Below are 18,343 nucleotides of genomic sequence, written 5' to 3' on the forward strand. Positions count from 1 at the left end.
TAATTAGACGCCGAGTGGGCCTAAGGAACGAGCAATGAAAAGAGCATTTATTTTAGTACTAGACTCATTCGGCATCGGCGCAGCTGCAGATGCGAAGCAATTCGGTGATGTAGGTTCAGACACGCTAGGTCATATTGCTGACCAGTGTGAGCAAGGCTTAGCAAATAACGACAAACGTAAAGGCGCACTTTGTCTTCCAAACCTATCTAAATTAGGTCTGGCAATGGCGCACAAAGAGTCAACCGGTCGTTTTGCACCTGGCCTAGATGCAGACGCTGAAATCATCGGTGCTTACGGTCATGCAGCAGAGCTTTCTTCAGGCAAAGACACGCCGTCTGGTCACTGGGAAATTGCGGGTGTGCCTGTATTGTTTGATTGGGGCTACTTCACGGACAAAGCGAACAGCTTCCCGAAAGAGCTGACTGACCGCATCCTTGAGCGCGCGGGTCTTGACGGTTTCCTAGGTAACTGCCATGCATCTGGTACTCAAGTTCTTGACGATCTTGGTGAAGAGCACATGAAGACCGGTCTACCAATTTTCTACACGTCAGCGGATTCTGTATTTCAAATCGCATGTCACGAAGAGACTTTCGGTCTAGATCGTCTGCTAGAGCTTTGCCAAATTGCACGTGAAGAGCTAGAAGATTACAACATCGGTCGTGTCATTGCGCGTCCATTTGTTGGTGCTGGTAAAGGTCAATTTGAGCGTACTGGTAACCGTCGTGACCTTTCTGTTGAGCCGCCATCAACTACGGTTCTACAAAAACTTGTGGAAGAAAAGCAAGGTAACGTTGTTTCTATCGGTAAGATCGCAGATATTTACGCAAACTGTGGTATCACTAAGAAAGTGAAAGCAACTGGCATCCCTGCATTGTTCGAAGCAACGCTAGAGCAAATTAAAGAAGCGGGTGACAACACCATCGTATTCACTAACTTTGTAGATTTCGACTCAGCTTACGGTCACCGTCGTGACGTAGCGGGCTACGCAGCGGCACTTGAGTACTTCGATGGTCGCATCAACGAAGTGCTGGATATTATGGAAGAAGACGATGTGCTTATCCTAACGGCTGACCACGGTTGTGATCCAACATGGCCAGGTACTGACCATACTCGTGAACATATTCCAGTGATTGTTTATGGTAAGAAAGTGCCAGCGGGCTCATTGGGTCGCCGTGACAGTTTTGCGGATATCGGTCAAACATTGGCAACGTACTTCGGTACTTCTCCAATGGAATACGGTAAGAACTTTCTATAATAAATAAGCTATTGAAAACTGGGAGCATGATTGCTCCTAGTTTTATGTTCGCAGTACTAAACCTATCTAAATAATTGGATTATTTACTTATCTAGATAGGTATTGGAATACTGCTTGTCAAAATCATATCAATCTAGTCCATTCCTCCATTAGAGGGGAACGCTAGAGACAGGTTAAGGAATAAAACATGGCAACTCCACATATCAACGCAGAAATGGGTGCTTTCGCAGACGTCGTTCTAATGCCAGGCGACCCGCTACGTGCAAAATACATCGCTGAAACTTTCTTAGATGATGTTGTTCAAGTATGTGATGTTCGTAATATGTTTGGTTACACAGGTACTTACAAAGGCCGTAAGATCTCTGTAATGGGCCATGGTATGGGTATCCCATCATGTTCAATCTACGTGACTGAGCTGATCAAAGATTTCGGTGTGAAGAAAGTGATCCGTGTCGGTAGCTGTGGCGCAGTAAACGAAGACATCAAAGTACGTGATGTTGTTATTGGTATGGGCGCATGTACAGACTCTAAAGTGAACCGCATTCGCTTTAAAGGTCATGACTTTGCAGCAATCGCTGACTACAAAATGGTTCGTGCAGCAGAAGAAGCAGCAAAAGCGCGCGGCGTAGACGTAAAAGTCGGCAACCTATTCTCAGCTGAACTATTCTACACGCCAGATCCAGAAATGTTCGACGTAATGGACAAGTACGGAATTGTAGGTGTTGAAATGGAAGCGGCTGGCATCTATGGCGTTGCAGCAGAATATGGCGCGAAAGCGCTGACAATCTGTACTGTTTCTGACCACATCAAAACAGGTGAGCAAACGACATCAGAAGAGCGTCAAAACACGTTTAACGATATGATGTTGATTGCACTTGACTCTGTACTGCTAGGTGATGAAGAGTAATCTTCTCCGTTAACGTATTTATTAAATAAAACAGCCCGCATCTTGCGGGCTGTTTTTTATCCGAAACAAAGTAGTTTTTTATTCGAAACAAAGTAATCAGTTCTGTATTGCACTACTATTTGGTCAAAAGTAGGTTTTCACCTTTTTTACGGCGAATTGGCTCTCTACGCAAAAGCATAATGAACAACATGCCACACGCAAAACTCATTAGTACCATCATGTACATGTAACGATCGCTTTTACGGTAGTGGTGATCAGAAATCGCGGTGACACGACCAGTTTCAAAGGTCACTCGCACATACCCAATGATTGTGCCATCGGATAAAACCGGCTCGACCAATTGTTGGCGACCAATTGAAGCCGTGGCTAGTGGGGTATCAAGCCCTAGTACTTCTCTTACAGAAAGCGCTTCTTCGCTGGATGCCAAACGCACACCTTGCGCACTATAAATCGTGGCATCAAATACTAATCTATCTTGAGCCAACTGATTGGTTAAAGCGAGCAGGCGTTCCTGATCTTTGTTTACGATCATTTCACTAGCTGACAAAGAGGCCTGTGAAATCAGTACTCTTGTCAGGGTTTCAAGTTGCTGCGCTTGAATTTTCTCATTGCCTTTACTTATTACGACACTGTTTTTGATAGTAAAGAACAGCATTAACCCGAGTAGGATTAACGCTAGAATTCGTAGGGCGTTCCTAGCGGAGAACAAGGATTCACTCATGCGTTGACTCGTCCATTCAAAATAAAACAAAGACTTGCCTTTTTAGCTTGTTAAGGTAACGTTTTAGCAAAGTCATAAGGGATTATATACATGGACGCGCCAAAAAGCTTGCCAATCAAAAGGCATACCACACTTTTAAATCGATTCCCCGAAACGCGCTTTGCAACACAGCTGGATAAGTCAAAAGCGACTTGGATTGTGTTTGCTGAGTTTCTATCGCCTCGTCATTTTGATGATATTGATTTTTTCACGGGCTGTTATAACCCTATATTAGATATGTGGAAAGTCGGGCAGTACGAAGTTGCTTTGATGGCAGGAAGCTTAACATCGGAGCATGAAACCATTCTTCAGGGATTAGAGATCGATTATGCCGATCTTAACGAAGTTCCTGATTTGTCGTCACCGGGCCTGATTGTGTTTGATATGGACTCTACGGCAATTCAAATTGAGTGCATTGATGAAATCGCCAAACTTGCTGGTGTGGGTGAAGAAGTCGCCGAAGTCACCGAACGAGCCATGCAAGGTGAGCTAGACTTTGAACAAAGTTTACGTCAGCGCGTTGGTAAACTGAAAGGGGCTGATGAAGCGATTCTTGAGCAGGTACGAAGCCAACTGCCATTCATGCCAGACTTCGAAGCGTTAATTACCACCTTCAATGCATTGGGTTGGAAGACGGCGATTGCTTCTGGTGGTTTTACTTACTTCTCCGACTTTATTAAAGACAAAGTGGGACTGGATTTTGCACAATCCAACCAACTGGAAATTGTCGATGGCAAATTGACGGGGGAAGTGCTTGGCGACGTCGTTGCTGCGCAAACCAAGGCCGACATTTTGGTGGAATTAGCAGAAGAGTATGACATTGAGTTGCACAATACTGTTGCGGTGGGTGATGGCGCGAATGATTTGGTGATGATGTCCGCTGCTGGACTAGGCATTGCTTATCACGCGAAAGCAAAAGTTGAAGCGCAAGCTCAAGCATCGGTTCGGTTTGCTGGGCTTGGTGGTGTGTTGTGTATTCTTTCTGGCGCACTCGTGAAACAGCAAAAAATTAGCTGGAAACCGAAGCCATAATATTCAGCAATGAATATTTCGATGGAAAAACACCGCCAAGTCCAGCGGTGTTTTTATTGCGTTAGATTGTCTTATTCTTTGAGATGAATCGTTAATCGGTCAACTCCAACCTAACAACCACTTCTTCAGTAATATCTTCAAACTCACAGTACCCAATCAATGCGGTTAGCTCTTTTTCGAGTTTGCTGGCCTGATGGACACCAAGTTGTATTAACTCATTCAAATCTCGTTGTAGCATTGAAGTCATTGGGTCAAAAATGGGAGCAGTTGAGACTCGTATCGCATAGAACTCGCCCATCATGCGTGCTTTCTTAATAAAGTTGATGCGCTCTTTTATACTCTCAAACTCTTGAGGTAACTTTGATTCGACTTCCGTGATCGTATCGCCAACTTTAGAAACCCGTGTGTAAATATCCTGATGCTTGGCTCTTGCGCCATCGATTCGCTTGATTGGCTCGGCGATGAGAGTACTGGATCGCCCTTTAAATAAAGGATCCAGTGAAAATTGCTGATTATGTCCAAGTCGTGCGTATAACGCGATGTGTTTTGGTAGCGGGAAGTTGACACCAATGATTGGGGTTTTCACCGAAGAAACCGCACTCTTGGTAATAAACACCGGAGTCGTTAATGTTCTAGAGAGCAAAACACTATGCAACCGCTCAAGCAGTGAGTTAGTAGGCAATATCTCTTTTTGAGGTAACAACTTATCTTGATTGTGTTCAATGATGCGATTAAAGAAAGCAATGACTCGCATGGTTTTACTGTATTCATCGATCATGAGTTGCACATCATGGCCATCAGGACTGACACGCACTACTTTGTATGGCACTGCAGAAAGAGGTAGCTGCTTGTCGTACAGTTGCAGTTCTCTAAAATTGATCAGCACTTCTTCGCCTACGCGCAGCAACATGGGCTCATCCAAGTGGATGTTAAGCCCTCGCTTGGAAAGATCTTTGGTATATCCGCCCAATTTTGCTTGGTTAGATTTCAAAACGAGTGGCGTTTTAAATCGGTAGCGAGGCTCTTTTCTTCGTGATTTTGCATCGAAGTAAATCCCCTTTGGTGAACCAATGATTTTACGTGGGTGTCGAAATGCGTTGAGTGTATTTGCTGCCAGTCTTGGTTTCTCAGTGAGTAAATAATCTTGCGCAGACTCGTTATCTGCGATCTCTTGCAAAATTCCGATATGTGAAAGCGATTGTGAGCAGCAGTTAAACTCAACGGAGAGCGTAGCAATATCGTTTTTTTCTTGCTCAGAAAGCTCGAAGATTGAGAGGCGGAACGCTCGCCAACTTGGCCTTTTAGCCCCTAGGTGCCAAAATAATTGACGTTGCTCTCGTGTGGCTTCTGGTCGAAGCATCGAGTAGAAATACGTTTTATCATTATGCTCATGCGTAAATGAGTAAAGGACGTTTGTCGTCCCTTTTGCGCCTTGGCGAATGAGATCAGACATTCTTTGCTGATTAAACAGAGAGCCTAATACTTGTTGATTACGCTCGTCATGCCAGTACTGCCAGAGTTGTTGGTTGTTTGGCGTGAGCATTGCCAGCTTTAATTCAGTACCCTCAAAAAACAGCGGTAGATTGCTGGTGTGCTTGAGGGCCATATGTTCATAGCCACGTGTACGAGCGCGAATAATCTTGTCTTGATTATCATGTCGTATACGTTTTGCCGTGCTATTGAGAGCTTCATCGATCACTCGTTCGATGATTTTGGTTTCGGTTAGTCGGATGGTTCTAAGATAGAGGACCGCATTATTTTCATAGCAGTCATCAACCGCAAGAACTCGATACGAGAGAGGCTCCTCAAGGCCGGAAATCTGTGATTTGCTGGCGAACTCCGTGAACGTGACTTGGATGACTTCGCCCAAGTTGTATTTAAATGCGCTTGGGACTTTGAATTTTGCCCCAGAACAAGACAAATCAATACTTAGCGCGTGGACCAGCTGACCTTTTTGGCGAGTAATTTCGACTTGAGATTGTACTTTTAAGCGTTTTTCTTGTCGTTTTAAGTCATAGCCTAAATGGATAGGCTCAGCCAAAAATGGGCTTTCCGGATCGGTGAGCTGCGTGGCTTCTTTTTGATGCGTGTTTTGGCTGAGTAGACGAAAGCTATTGCGGGTATTGATCAACGACTCCCACATGCCCTCAGTATAACGACCATATTTCTCAAGGTTTTTATGATATGCATTGAATGCAACGTCATCTAGCCAGTGTGATATTCCATCTAAAAGATATTGACGGCACTCTCCATTCACGCGGCCTCGAAGGTCGACGCTTTTGGTGCAAGGAGCCATCACACGATTGAGTTCCATTTTCACCAGTAACTTTGTTGATGGCGGTTCGCCTTCTGTAATTTGGCTGAGAACGAAATCGAAGTCATCGGCACCGTAAGTGGGAATCAGTCGTTCAGCGAGCGAGAGTATTTCAGATTGCTGCATGATTTCTGTTAGAGTATGTCGTTATTTAATTTGTATCGGCTAAACCTAGCAAAGCTTGAGTATATCAATAGTTATCACTAGGTAGTCACTGGCGTAGCAGTGTTTGGTCACATTTGTTGAAAATATTGAGTGTTTAAAATCGAGGCATCATGGCGAAAGCAAAACGAGCGTATGTTTGTAATGATTGTGGCGCAGACTTCCCACGTTGGCAGGGACAATGTAATGCGTGTGGCGCGTGGAACACGATTACTGAAGTTCGAATTGCAGCGTCTCCAACCGTTGCCCGCAATGAGCGCTTAAGTGGCTATGCAGGTTCTGCAACCGAATCAAAAGTGCAGACGTTGTCTGAGATTGACTTGCAAGAAGTGCCTAGGTTTACCAGCGGCTTTAAAGAGTTAGACCGAGTACTTGGCGGCGGAGTCGTCCCTGGCGCGGCCATTTTGATTGGTGGTAGTCCTGGTGCAGGTAAGTCGACCTTATTACTGCAAACGATGTGTTTATTATCGTCACAGATGCCAACGTTATATGTCACGGGTGAGGAATCACTCCAGCAAGTTGCGATGCGAGCTTCTCGTTTGGGTTTACCAAAAGACCATCTAAAGATGCTGTCAGAAACCAATGTCGATAAAATTTGTCAGATAGCAGAGAAAGAACAACCACGCATCATGGTCATCGACTCGATTCAGGTTATGCATGTTTCTGACGTTCAGTCCTCTCCGGGGAGTGTCGCACAGGTCCGTGAGTCCGCAACCGCTTTGACGCGTTACGCAAAGCAGAATAATGTTGCCGTGTTTATTGTTGGTCACGTAACAAAAGATGGTACGTTGGCGGGTCCTAAAGTACTTGAACACATCATTGACTGCTCCGTTTTATTAGATGGTGGAACAGACAGCCGATTCCGAACGCTACGCAGCCACAAAAACCGCTTTGGTGCGGTAAATGAGTTGGGTGTATTTGCAATGACAGGGCAGGGCTTAAAAGAAGTCAGTAACCCATCGGCGATCTTCCTTTCTCGAGGAGAAGAAGAAACATCGGGTTCATCTGTCATGGTCGTTTGGGAGGGGACTCGTCCACTATTGGTCGAAATTCAGGCGCTGGTGGATTATTCTCAATTAGCGAACCCTCGCCGAGTTGCGGTAGGCCTAGAACAAAACCGCCTGTCACTATTATTAGCGGTACTGCATAAGCACGGCGGCCTGCAAATGGCCGATCAAGATGTGTTTGTGAATGTGGTTGGTGGCGTAAAAGTGACCGAGACCAGTGCAGACCTTGCATTAGTTATGGCGCTATTATCCAGTTTTCGTGATCGTCCTTTACCAAAAGATGTGGTGGTCTTTGGTGAAGTTGGCCTAGCGGGAGAGATTCGTCCGGTACCAAGTGGTCAAGAACGTTTGAATGAAGCTTTTAAGCATGGCTTTAAGAAAGCGATAGTTCCGGCGGCGAACATGCCAAAAGGTGGCATTCCAGGAATGCAGATTCATGGCGTGAAGAAGCTCTCAGAGGCGATAGAAGCGTTTGATGAGTTGTGAGTTGCTATTAAGTTAGGCACTCATAATCGTTGAATGGCGAAAAACTGGGATTTTTCACCGCAAAATACTACACTTGGCTATTGTTTTGGGGTAGATTCCCCCGCTAAATATTTTTTATCCATAGCCGCACGCGAGGGTATCAGTCTTGACAGAATGTGATATACTCTGCGCGCACTTTATACCTTATTAACAGAGTAAGACAATGACTGATTTATCAAAATACAGAAACATTGGTATTTTTGCTCACGTAGACGCGGGTAAAACTACCTCTACAGAGCGTATCCTTAAGCTAACTGGTAAAATCCACAAGATCGGTGACACTCACGACGGTTCAACTACTACTGACTTCATGGAGCAGGAAGCTGAACGTGGTATCACAATCCAGTCTGCTGCTACTACTTGTTTCTGGAACGATCACCGCCTAAACATCATCGATACTCCTGGACACGTTGACTTCACAATCGAAGTTTACCGTTCTCTAAAAGTACTTGACGGTGGTATCGGTGTATTCTGTGGTTCAGGTGGTGTTGAGCCTCAGTCTGAAACTAACTGGCGTTACGCGGACGAGTCTCACGTATCTCGTCTAATCTTCGTTAACAAACTAGACCGTATGGGTGCTGACTTCTTCAAAGTTGTTGACCAAGTACAAAACGTTCTAGGTGCTACTCCACTAGTTATGACTCTACCAATCGGTATCGAAGATGACTTCTGTGGTGTTGTTGACGTACTAAGCCAAAAAGCTTACATCTGGGATGACTCAGGTCTTCCAGAGAACTACGAAGTTCAAGATATTCCAGCTGATCTAGTAGACCAAGCTGCTGAATACCGTGAAATGCTAATCGAAACTGCTGTTGAGCAAGACGATGACCTAATGATGGCTTACATGGACGGCGAAGAGCCATCTCTAGAAGACATCAAACGTTGTATCCGTAAAGGTACACGTGACCTAGCATTCTTCCCAACTTACTGTGGTTCAGCGTACAAGAACAAAGGTATCCAACTTATTCTTGACGCAGTAGTTGACTACCTACCTTCTCCAACAGAAGTAGATCCTCAACCACTAACTAACCCAGAAACTGGTGAGCCAACTGGCGAAGTTGCAACTGTATCTGCAGACGAGTCACTAAAAGCGCTTGCGTTCAAGATCATGGACGACCGCTTCGGTGCACTAACGTTCATCCGTATCTACGCTGGTAAGATGAAGAAAGGTGACACGATCCTTAACTCAGCTACTGGTAAAACTGAGCGTATCGGCCGTATGGTTGAGATGCACGCGAACGAGCGTAACGAGATCGATTCAGCACAAGCTGGTGACATCATCGCAGTTGTTGGTATGAAGAACGTGAAGACTGGTCACACTCTATGTGATCCTAAGCACGAATGTACTCTTGAGCCAATGATCTTCCCAGAACCAGTAATCTCTATCGCTGTTAAGCCTAAAGATAAGAACGGTTCTGAGAAAATGGGTATCGCGATCGGTAAAATGGTTGCAGAAGATCCATCATTCCAAGTTGAAACTGACGAAGATTCAGGCGAAACCATCCTTAAAGGTATGGGCGAACTTCACCTAGACATCAAAGTTGATATCCTGAAGCGTACTTACGGCGTTGAGCTAGAAGTAGGTGCTCCACAGGTAGCTTACCGTGAAACTATCACTCAAGCAGTTGAAGATAGCTACACGCATAAGAAACAGTCTGGTGGTTCTGGTCAGTTCGGTAAGATCGACTACCGCATCCGCCCAGGGGAGCAAGGTTCAGGCTTCACGTTCAAATCAACAGTTGTTGGTGGTAACGTACCTAAAGAATTCTGGCCTGCAGTTGAGAAAGGTTTTGCTAGCATGATGGACCACGGTGTTCTAGCTGGCTTCCCAACTCTAGACGTAGAAGTTGAACTATTCGACGGTGGCTTCCACGCAGTTGACTCTTCAGCTATCGCTTACGAAATCGCTGCTAAAGGCGCATTCCGTCAGTCTATGCCTAAAGCTGGCGCGCAACTTCTTGAGCCAATCATGAAAGTTGACGTGTTCACTCCAGAAGATCACGTTGGTGACGTAATCGGTGACCTTAACCGTCGTCGTGGTATGATCAAAGACCAACAAGCTGGTACTACTGGCGTACGTATCAAGGGTGATGTACCTCTATCAGAAATGTTCGGTTACATCGGTACTCTACGTACTATGACTTCTGGCCGTGGTCAATTCTCTATGGAATTCTCTCACTACAACCCATGTCCAAACAACGTGGCTGAGCAAGTGATTGCAGAAGTTAAAGAGCGTAACGCTAAGAAGTAATTCTTAAGTTAACTCTAAGATATCAAAGCCCCACCTAGTGTGGGGCTTTTTCATATCTTAAATCGAAATATGAGTCGCACTGCACCAATATAGAAACTGCGTATGGCTCATAAAAAAACGCCCCGAATATAGGAGCGTTGATTATGTTTCTGTACTGTGGACTAAAGATCTTCTTCCCACACGACCAATTCGCCTTTTGGCCAGTTCTGACCAATCTCATGATATTTTTGCTCTAGGACGTGGCGTTTGATCTTCAGGGTAGGGGTCAAAATACCATTTTCGATGCTCCAAGGATCTTGGATCATCAATACTCCTTTGATCTGCTCATGAGACTCTAACTCCTGGTTCATTCTTGAAATGACTTTGCGGGTTGTACGAGCATAGCGCTCTTTATCAAAGTGAGGGAAATCATGCGGAACCACCAAAAGGATCGGCGCAGGTAAGCCTAAACCAATCAAACACATCATTTCAACGCGGCTGTATTCGAAAAGCTTTTTCTCGATAGGTACTGGCGCAACAAATTTGCCTTTGGCGGTTTTAAAGGTGTCTTTTTTACGACCTTGGATGGTTAAGTAGCCATCAGCGTCAATTGCGCCGATATCACCAGTATGCAGCCAACCGTCGGAATCAAATGACTCTTGTGTCGCAATATCATTTTTGTAGTAACCAGAAAAGAGCCCCTTACTGCGAACCATGATCTCTTCATCTTCGGCAATCTTGAGTTCGATACCAGGGCCAGCATTACCAACGGAGCCAATCTTGTCGGCTCTGAATGGATAATTAATGGTGCTATAGGCAAAAGATTCGGTCATTCCCCATGCTTCAGTAATATTTAGACCGACACTTCGGTACCATTCAAGCAAAGCAGGTGAGACTGGAGCTGAGCCACAACCCAGGACTCGCGCTTGATCCAAACCAAGTCCATCAGCCAATTTCTTCTTAATTAGCGTATTTACAAATGGGATTTTGAGCAGAATATTCAGTTTCTTCTGCGGTAACTTATCTTGAATTCGTTGCTGAAATAGTGTCCATAAACGTGGAACCGAGATAAACAGGGTTGGGCGATGCATTTTGACATCTTCAATAAAGGTATCGAGTGATTCCGGAAATGCTGTCATAACACCACCACGAATCGATGAGCCAAAAATGTAAACACGCTCAGTAATATGGGCCAATGGCAGATAAGAAAATAATCGGTCATTTTCTTGAATACCAATGTGATTGATGAGTTGTTGTACAGACCAGTTGAATGCACCATAAGTAAGCATTGCGCCTTTTGGTAAGCCTGAAGTGCCTGATGTATAGACGACAGACATCAATTTATCATCGTAGTGCTGTGGGCGCTCAGTACTTGGCTCGGCATCAGCAATCAGCTGTTTGAACTGATATTGGCAGTTTGGCGCGGTGTCATAAGGCAATGCAATACTGATGACGTCTGGCAAGGCGTCAATGACTTGCTGTGTCGCCTTAGGGTCATCGAGTTTGCCGCCAATGATGATTTTACTTTCGCTATGGGTGAGGCAGTATTCGATCGTATCAGCACCAGCGGTTGGGAAGATCGGCACGCTGACGTAATCTCCGAGCATCATCGCTAAATCGCAAATAAACCACTCGGCACAGTTTTTAGATACTAATGCCACCTTATCACCGGGTTGTGCTCCTAAATTACGTAGGGCACTGACTAGGCGAAGCGCTTGGTCTGCAACTTCTGCAAACGTAAATTCTACGAATTGGCGATTGATGATTTGCTTTAAGTAAACCTCATTTGGGCGTTCCTCTGCCCATTTAAGGATCATTTCGTTTGGTGGCGGGAGAGCGCAACCAGCAGGATTTTCTAGATTAGGCTGATTCATTGTAGATGACTCCATGTCTTCTCTCGTGTGGCTTTATAGTTGTTAATATATTGTTAACCTTAGCATGTTAACTTATTCGACGGGAATGGATTTTGATGAATTCTGTGGAGAAGATAGTGTTCGAGATGCAAATAATTGCTATCAAGGGGAGATGAAAGAATATTCATCGCGGAGCATCAGAGGTTTTGTATTGTGAATTATGTATAAGAAGAAAAAGCGCATACGGTTATTGTGCATGCGCTTAGAAGAGTTTAAATCATGCCAGTGATGATGCCTACCGCCACAAAGAACACGATCATCCACAATACAGATAGGTTAAGTTTCTTATGTAAATAGAAGCCAGCGATGACGAGCGCAATATCAATAGGAGCGATAACCGCACTGCTAAATACCGGTTGGTAAAGCGCTGCCAGTAGCAATCCAACCACCGATGCGTTGACCCCGTTAATTGCCCCTGATATCGCGGGTTTACCTGCTAAAGCTTGCCAGTTTTTTAGCACGCCCAGTAGCAACAAGAAGCCTGGTAAGAAGACGCCTAATGTTGCGACCAACGCGCCTAGAATTGGTGCATCAGACAGCTCATAACCAATGTAAGTCGCAAACGTAAACATCGGCCCCGGTACCGCTTGCGCTGCGGCGTAGCCCGTTAGGAACGCGTCTTGACTTAGCTGATCGCCAACAATGTTTTGAAGTAGAGGAAGTACGACGTGACCACCACCAAACACCAAACTACCCGCTTGGAAGAAGTCGCTAAATAGCCCAAGCATTGGCAGGGTGTGAGCCACGAACGGTAAGCCAATCAAGAGGGCCGCAAACAACGCCAGCGGTGCGATGGTTGGTTTAAAAGGTTCGGCAGGTGCTGTGGATTCTTTCTTTAGATATTGAGTACCAATTAAGCCCGCTACAACCAGTACGAGCATTTGAGTTGCGATACTCGGTGCAACCAATAACGCAATTGCGGTTGCTACACATAACCCGGCTGTTAGCTTGCTTTGGCAGAAGTTTTTGTACATTCCCCAAGTCGCATCCGCCACCACAACGACCGCCAGCAATTTCAAGCCATGCACGATGTTTTGGAACAGCGCTGTATCAGTGATCTGGCTACTTACCATCGCAAGCGCCAACATGATGATCACTGAAGGCAGCGTGAAGCCAAGAAACGCCATGCATGCGCCGCCTAAGCCACCGCGTTTATAACCTAGAGCAAAGCCAACTTGGCTAGAACCAGGGCCCGGTAAGAATTGGCTTAATGCCACGATTTGTGCGTATTCGCTGTCATCAATCCATTTGAGTTTTTCAACGAACGTTTGGCGGAAGTAACCGATGTGCGCTGCAGGGCCACCGAAACTGATCCAACCAAGCCAAAAAAAAGTTTTAAAAATGGTAAACATGTTGAGCCTGTTAAATCTCCAATAAGACTGCCTCTAATGTAAAAAATGTACTAAGATGATTCAAATTAATAGTTTTAATTACATCTATGAATAAAATTGGATAATGGCTGTTCTATGAAAGATGATATCCAGTGGCGTAATATCGATCTAAATCTGTTAGTGACCTTTTCTTATCTGTACCGCCATCGCAGTGTGAGTCTGGCGGCAGAAAAAAGCTTTGTTAGCCAGTCGGCTATGAGCCACAGTTTACAGCGTTTGAGGGGGTTGTTTGACGACCCATTGTTTGAGCGAAAAGGCCACAAAATGGAGCCAACGGAGCACGCACATCACATCGCGCCAACCGTACACCATTTGCTGGATTCGATTGCCAAGGATTTACTGACAAAATCGGTTTTTCAACCCGAGAATTATTCAGGTGTTTGTCGTATCGGTTTGACCGACTACGCTGAATTTATCTTTGCTCCTAAGCTTTACGATGCCATCCGACAGCGCGCACCAGAAGCGCAGATCAGCTTTATTAATGTCAATCGAAGCAACTATATTGCGATTACTGAGAACGATAAACTCGACGTGATAATTGGTAGTATGCCCGTGCTCGATGACAACTTTGAGAGTCAGTATCTCTATACCGAGAAACACGTGTGCTTGTGTGATAAACGTGTTTTAAAAGGTGAGTGTGAATTGTCGATTCACACTTTTGCTAACATTGAGCAGGCTTTGGTCAGTCCTGATGGTAGTTTAAGTACGCAGGTTGACAAAAAGCTCGCTGATCATGGCTTGAACCGAAAAGTCACCGTCGCTTCTCGCAATTTTCTTACTATTCGAAACTTACTCAACCAGCGTGAATTGATCGCGATTGTGCCAGAGAAAATGGCGTTGTCGGATGGTTTTTCTGACGATTTAGTGACCGTGAAGCCGCCTATTGCTGTCGCTGATTTTGATATTGCGATGTTGTGGCACACAAGTCGAAATAATGAAGAAAAAGGAGTATGGCTGCGGGAATTAGTCGCAGAAATTGTTACCTCCATATAGTTCGGAACGAAAATGCTTTTCTAATACAAATTTTGTGAAAACGTTTAACTTTGGAGTGATCGACGGTTATATCAAGGATACGGAGTGAGAGGGATGGTCAACAACTTCGTCGGTATTGAAGTAAAACACGCGAGTAAAACACGAAAGTGACCACTTGAAAGGAAGAGAGAAAAGCACTGAAATGTCAGTGCTTAATAGGAAAAGTCTATTCGAATTCCGACGATGACTTGGTTGTGCCTCGCAGCTTTAATTTACTTGGCACGTAAACTTTGAGTGGCATTTCTCTTTTGTCTCGATACTTTTCGACCAACAAGTTCACGCCCTGTGCACCCATCATTTCAGAGTGAATACGGACCGTAGAAAGAGGAGGGAACGTAAAACATGCTGTTGGAATGTCATTGAGGCTGATCAACGCAATATCTTTTGGGATGTTTAACCCAAATTCATGAATAGCTCGCAACACGCCAATCGCTATTGGATCAGAGGTAACGAATAGCGCTTTTGGGAAATCACCTTTGGCGAGCATTTCTTTTGTTAGGTTGTAACCTGATAAACTGGATAAGTCTCCACGATAAATATCTGTTTCAGCTACCACACCTTTTAGTTTACCGTATTCCACAAATGCGTTTTCACGCATGTCTGGTGTGCCACTCTCACGTTGACCACCGATAAAACCAATCCGTCCATAGCCTTGCTGAAGATAAAATTCGATTACTTGCTTACTGATATGATAAAGGTCGACATCAACGCAGTCGTAGGTGCTGTCATTATCGGAGAAGTCGATGTAGCAAATGCTGTCAGCAAGACGTTTTGGTAATTTGCTGATGGTGCTGTTATCCGTTTTTCCAACCAAAAGAACGCCAGTAATCTTTTGCGTTTCGACATCAATCTCACTGTGGTAGCAATTGGTGAGTGTAATGCCTAACTTGTCACATTGAGCTTCGATCCCGTGTCGAATTGATAAATAGTATGGGTCATTTACTTCAGCATCTTGCTTGTAGTTATACAAGGCTAAGAAGTGGTGTTTTTGTTTCGCCTCTTTGGCGCTCTTTTTTGAGCTGCCAGTACGGTACTCAAGTTTTTCAGCAATATCTAAAATACGGCGTTTGGTTTCTTCTTTAACGCTTAACGTTGGGTCGTCATTCAACACGCGTGATACGGTTGCAAGTGAGACGCCCGCTTCAGTAGCAATATCTTTTAACGTTGCCATTTACTCTTCCCGAAAACAAAATTCACCATCCTTTTAAGATTAATGGGTTAGTAATTGTAACCCGCGGCTTAAAGTAAAATAAACTTTTAGTAAAACAGCATATTTCATTAAATTACAACTAAGTTTTGGATAGTGAGAGCTTTATACCCAAGCATCTTGAGGTTACTTGGGTATATTCATTTATCTCGTCTTTACTTTAACTGAAACTTTGCCATTTAGCGCGCTATTTTGTGATTTTGTGGAAACGTTTACACTATTTGAGTTTGATCACGGATTTAAACCGGATTTGATTGGTAGACTTCTAGGCAGTTAAGAAATGGACGGTGTCGCTAATAGTTGGTTAATTAGGCTCAGCTAACCATTAGCGTCTAACTGAGCATCGGCAGCAACAGTGGAGAAGCAGAAGTGAAAGTTCTTGTCACAGGCGGTATGGGATACATCGGCAGTCACACATGTGTACAGATGATTGAAGCAGGTATGGAGCCAATCATTGTCGACAACTTGTGTAATGCCAAAGTGGAAGTGTTAAGCCGCATTGAAGCGCTAACCGGTAAGCAGCCGGCTTTCTACCAAGGCGACATCCGTGATGAAGCCTTTTTGGACTCAGTATTTGCCAAGCATGACATTCAAGCTGTGATTCACTTTGCTGGCCTGAAAGCGGTGGGCGAATCTGTCGCGAAACCATTGGAATACTACGACAACAATGTGAATGGCTCATTGGTGTTGGCGCGCAGCATGCGTAAAGCGGGTGTGAAAAGCATTGTATTTAGCTCATCGGCAACGGTTTACGGCGATCCTGACATTGTGCCAATTACGGAAGACTCTCCAACGGGGGCTACCACTAACCCATACGGTCGCAGCAAGTACATGGTGGAAGAGTGCTTGAGCGATTTGTTCAACGCAGAAAACGATTGGAGCGTGACTTTGCTGCGCTACTTCAACCCAGTTGGTGCGCATCCATCGGGCACCATGGGTGAAGATCCTCAGGGCATCCCAAACAACTTGATGCCGTTTATCGCGCAAGTGGCAGTAGGCCGCCGCGAAAAGCTGTCGGTATTTGGCAATGACTACCCAACACCGGATGGCACAGGCGTGCGTGATTACATCCACGTGATGGATTTGGCAGATGGCCATATTGCAGCGCTGAAATCGGTGGGCGAAAAAGCCGGTTTACACATTTACAACCTTGGTACAGGTAAAGGTTCCAGCGTACTTGAAATGGTGGAAGCGTTCGCGACCGCTTGTGGTAATCCTGTGCCTTACGAGCTTTGTCCTCGTCGTCCGGGTGATATTGCAGAATGTTGGGCAAGCACAGACAAAGCGGAGCGAGAACTCGGCTGGAAAGCGACTCGCAGTGTTGCGGAAATGACCGCTGATACGTGGAAGTGGCAGTCAAACAACCCGCAAGGCTATTCCCCTTCGTAAACCAAGCCCCGCTGCGTAATTGAAACTGCAGCGTTGTTGATTGACTGCCTAGCTGCAACTCCAGTTTCATTGGGGAATGCAGATGAAAGAAATTTTAAAAGTTGAGTAAGTAAGATGTCGAATGTTGAATTTAACCCAGTGGATCACCCACACCGTCGTTACAACCCACTAACGGGTCAGTGGATTTTGGTTTCACCGCATCGTGCAAAACGTCCTTGGAGTGGTGCCGATGAAAAGCCAGCAACGGATGAGTTGCCAACCTACGACGAAAAGTGTTTTCTTTGCCCAACCAACGAGCGTATTTCTGGCGATGTAAACCCAGACTACCAAGGCACGTACGTATTCCAAAATGACTTTGCGGCACTGATGGTGGACTCTCCAGATGCACCTGAGTCAGATAACCCACTGTTCAAAACGCAAGGTGTGCGCGGGTTGAGCCGAGTGATTTGTTTCTCGCCTGATCACAGCAAAACCTTACCTGAGCTGCCAGTCGACAAAATCCGCGGTGTGATTGACACGTGGAATGATCAAATCGAAGAGCTAGGTAAAGACTACGTTTGGGTTCAAGCATTTGAGAACAAAGGCGAGACCATGGGGTGTTCTCAGCCTCACCCGCACGGTCAAATCTGGGCAAACAGCTTCTTGCCAAACGAAATCGAGCGCAAAGAACACAACTTAAAAGCGTACTACCAAGAACATGGCAGCAACTTACTGGTGGATTACGTGCAAGCTGAACTTAAAGATGGTTCACGCACGGTGGTTGAGACCGAACACTGGATTGCTGTTGTCCCTTACTGGGCGGCGTGGCCATTCGAAACCATGCTGCTTCCTAAAACGCACATTCGTCGAATGAGTGAGCTAACCGATGAGCAACGCGATGACCTTGCGGTTGCAATCAAAAAGCTAACCAGCCGTTACGACAACCTATTCCAATGCTCTTTCCCTTACTCAATGGGCTGGCACTACGCGCCATTCTTTGAACAAGGCACTGATATTGACCATTGGCAGCTGCACGCACTGTTCTATCCACCACTGCTGCGTAGCGCAACGATTCGTAAGTTTATGGTTGGCTATGAAATGCTGGCAGAAAGCCAACGCGACTTAACCGCAGAACAAGCGGCGCAGCGTCTGCGTGATGTAAGCGATGTGCATTACAAAGAACAATAACCTCTGTCATATTTGAAGCTGCAACGTTGTTGACTGCACAAATTCCCCCTAA

13 protein-coding genes are annotated in these 18,343 nt (G+C 45.2%); 8 read left to right on the forward strand and 5 right to left on the reverse strand.

Features of this window, described 5'->3' with window-relative positions; genetic code table 11:
- Positions 1 to 34: 34 nt before the first annotated feature.
- Positions 35 to 1,255, forward strand: coding sequence for a phosphopentomutase (locus KHN78_RS11065; protein ID WP_211916056.1), 1,221 nt, complete (start codon positions 35 to 37; stop codon positions 1,253 to 1,255).
- A 187-nt stretch (positions 1,256 to 1,442) separates the two neighbouring features.
- Positions 1,443 to 2,162: a purine-nucleoside phosphorylase gene (gene deoD, locus KHN78_RS11070; RefSeq protein WP_128810288.1), complete on the forward strand. Its 720-nt coding sequence runs from the start codon at positions 1,443 to 1,445 to the stop codon at positions 2,160 to 2,162.
- 115 nt (positions 2,163 to 2,277) lie between these two features.
- On the opposite strand, the gene KHN78_RS11075 is transcribed toward deoD, so the two are convergent.
- Positions 2,278 to 2,883, reverse strand: a complete 606-nt coding sequence (locus KHN78_RS11075) for a YtjB family periplasmic protein (RefSeq protein WP_211916057.1) — start codon at positions 2,881 to 2,883, stop codon at positions 2,278 to 2,280.
- Between the two features lie 90 nt (positions 2,884 to 2,973).
- Between KHN78_RS11075 and serB the strand changes: the two genes are divergently transcribed.
- On the forward strand, positions 2,974 to 3,954 hold the full coding sequence (gene serB, locus KHN78_RS11080) for a phosphoserine phosphatase (RefSeq protein ID WP_211916058.1): 981 nt from the start codon (positions 2,974 to 2,976) through the stop codon (positions 3,952 to 3,954).
- Positions 3,955 to 4,045: 91 nt separating this feature from the next.
- On the opposite strand, the gene KHN78_RS11085 is transcribed toward serB, so the two are convergent.
- A complete protein-coding gene (locus KHN78_RS11085) occupies positions 4,046 to 6,394 on the reverse strand; it encodes a PilZ domain-containing protein (RefSeq protein ID WP_211916059.1) in 2,349 nt (782 codons plus the stop codon).
- 149 nt (positions 6,395 to 6,543) lie between these two features.
- Between KHN78_RS11085 and radA the strand changes: the two genes are divergently transcribed.
- Together radA and fusA are read left to right on the forward strand one after the other, a co-directional pair.
- Positions 6,544 to 7,923: a DNA repair protein RadA gene (gene radA, locus KHN78_RS11090; protein WP_128810291.1), complete on the forward strand. Its 1,380-nt coding sequence runs from the start codon at positions 6,544 to 6,546 to the stop codon at positions 7,921 to 7,923.
- 202 nt (positions 7,924 to 8,125) lie between these two features.
- Positions 8,126 to 10,213 (forward strand): elongation factor G, encoded by a 2,088-nt coding sequence (gene fusA, locus KHN78_RS11095; protein ID WP_211916060.1) that lies wholly within the window; start codon positions 8,126 to 8,128, stop codon positions 10,211 to 10,213.
- A gap of 161 nt (positions 10,214 to 10,374) precedes the next feature.
- Here fusA and KHN78_RS11100 read toward each other — a convergent pair whose 3' ends face one another.
- Together KHN78_RS11100 and chrA are read right to left on the reverse strand one after the other, a co-directional pair.
- Entirely contained in the window at positions 10,375 to 12,066 is a 1,692-nt protein-coding gene (locus tag KHN78_RS11100) for an AMP-binding protein (RefSeq protein ID WP_211916061.1), read from the reverse strand.
- A gap of 251 nt (positions 12,067 to 12,317) precedes the next feature.
- The gene (gene chrA, locus KHN78_RS11105) at positions 12,318 to 13,457 is read right to left on the reverse strand and encodes a chromate efflux transporter (RefSeq protein WP_211916062.1); all 1,140 of its coding nucleotides are present in this window, start codon (positions 13,455 to 13,457) and stop codon (positions 12,318 to 12,320) included.
- Between the two features lie 114 nt (positions 13,458 to 13,571).
- On the opposite strand from chrA, the gene KHN78_RS11110 reads away from it, so the two are divergent.
- Entirely contained in the window at positions 13,572 to 14,489 is a 918-nt protein-coding gene (locus KHN78_RS11110) for a LysR family transcriptional regulator (protein ID WP_211916063.1), read from the forward strand.
- A 205-nt stretch (positions 14,490 to 14,694) separates the two neighbouring features.
- Here KHN78_RS11110 and ebgR read toward each other — a convergent pair whose 3' ends face one another.
- Complete coding sequence (gene ebgR, locus KHN78_RS11115; RefSeq protein ID WP_211916064.1) at positions 14,695 to 15,699, reverse strand: transcriptional regulator EbgR; 1,005 nt, start codon at positions 15,697 to 15,699, stop codon at positions 14,695 to 14,697.
- 405 nt (positions 15,700 to 16,104) lie between these two features.
- Here ebgR and galE point away from each other — a divergent pair, with 405 nt between their 5' ends.
- Positions 16,105 to 17,124, forward strand: a complete 1,020-nt coding sequence (gene galE, locus KHN78_RS11120) for a UDP-glucose 4-epimerase GalE (RefSeq protein ID WP_211916065.1) — start codon at positions 16,105 to 16,107, stop codon at positions 17,122 to 17,124.
- Positions 17,125 to 17,238: 114 nt separating this feature from the next.
- Positions 17,239 to 18,291 (forward strand): UDP-glucose--hexose-1-phosphate uridylyltransferase, encoded by a 1,053-nt coding sequence (locus tag KHN78_RS11125; protein WP_211916066.1) that lies wholly within the window; start codon positions 17,239 to 17,241, stop codon positions 18,289 to 18,291.
- Positions 18,292 to 18,343: the final 52 nt, after the last annotated feature.

Source organism: Vibrio sp. B1REV9 (genome assembly GCF_905175395.2).
Lineage (GTDB): Bacteria > Pseudomonadota > Gammaproteobacteria > Enterobacterales > Vibrionaceae > Vibrio > Vibrio alfacsensis.